Annotated in this window: 1 protein-coding gene and 1 pseudogene; both read right to left on the minus strand. The window is 29.6% G+C overall.

Annotated features, from left to right (window positions below; genetic code table 11):
- Positions 1 to 441 (minus strand): annotated as a pseudogene (locus ACKI67_RS00005) (glycosyl transferase); the annotation flags it as partial.
- A gap of 231 nt (positions 442 to 672) precedes the next feature.
- Positions 673 to 1,553: aspartate-semialdehyde dehydrogenase (gene asd / locus ACKI67_RS00010; protein ID WP_407461329.1), on the minus strand; the 881-nt coding region annotated here is incomplete at its 5' end.

A 1,553-nucleotide genomic window follows, 5' to 3' on the forward strand; every position in this document is an offset into this window, starting at 1 on the left:
TCTTGAAAGATTATTTATTTGCGCATCCTTTTCAGCAATGCTTTTATAAGATTCATTCAATCTTTCATTTACTTCAGACAATTCATTTTTCTTATAATCTTTCAATTGTTCTGCAAAATAAGTTTTAATTTCATCCAAAGAATTATTTACATAATCAAGCTCATATATTCTGTCTTCCTGATTTTTAATCAATAAGTCCTTTTCTTCTAATTGGCCTTTTAATTGATTTACTTCTTCTTCTGTTTTAAACCTGATAACAGAAACTTCTTTTTCTTTATCGACAATATCCTGTTCGAGCTCTTGAATGCGTGAAGCAGAATCATCATTGGCTTTTTCCACTTCCAACCGTGTTAAATCGAATTTAAGTTTATTGAGCTCCAATAAACAAGATCTGACTAAAGACTGTAAAGCCTCTTTCTCAGAATCTATTCCATATTCCATTTCTATCCCTTAACTTAAAATTTATCTCAATATTGAAATATGCATAGGATAATTTTTCAAATTTAAAAACTATCTTATACCATACATTATAATTATCTAATATTAAATATTGATGTTATACTATTTAAATTAAACCCTTAAATAAACCAAAAATAGAAACTAAAAAGAAAGAGAAACCAGTTGAAAAATATAGAAAAAAATAGAAAAAATAAAAAAAATAAATGAGTTAAATTAAAGTATTTTATCATTAATTAACTCTGCATTTAATACTGATGCTCCAGCAGCACCACGAATTGTATTATGTCCAACAAGAACATATTTTAAACTATTATCAAAAGCTTGGTCTTTTCTTAACCTACCAACACTAACAGACATACCATTACCAGCATTTCTGTCCATTCTTGGCTGAGGTCTGTCTGATTCTTCTTTGATAATAACCGGATTTTCAGGTGCTGAGAACAAATTTAATTCTTGAGGTAGTGCTTTGAAATTTGCCATTTTATCTTTCACAACATTAATGTCAAAATCATCATCCAACTCAACAAATACTGCTTCAGTATGACCATCAATCACAGGAACCCTATGACATGAAGCACTTAATTTAAAACTTGCATTATTAACTTTTTCACCGTCAAAAGATCCTAATAAGTGTAAAGTCTCAGATTCCATCTTTTCTTCTTCACTACCAATGTAAGGAACAATATTATCAACAATAGCCATTGATGGAACACCATTATAACCTGCACCAGATACTGCTTGCATGGTCGATACTCTGATTGCATTAACATTAAAATTATCAACAATTGGTTTCAATGTTAAAGTTAAAGCAATAGTAGAACAATTAGGATTAGTTACAATAAATCCATCCCAGTTATTTTCCTTTTGCTGAGCATCAATCATGTCTAAATACTCAGGATTGACTTCTGGAATAACTAAAGGAATATTTTTCTTCATCCTATGAGCACTGGCATTACTTGCAACAACATAATCTTTTGCAAAGTCTTTTTCTACTTTTGCTGCAAATTCAGTAGGAAGTGAAGAAAATACAATATCTACATTATTATCCATATCATCAGGATTTGTCTCACATACAATTATATCTTTCACAGACT

The organism is Methanobrevibacter sp. (genome assembly GCF_045577275.1).
Taxonomy (GTDB): Archaea; Methanobacteriota; Methanobacteria; order Methanobacteriales; family Methanobacteriaceae; genus Methanobrevibacter.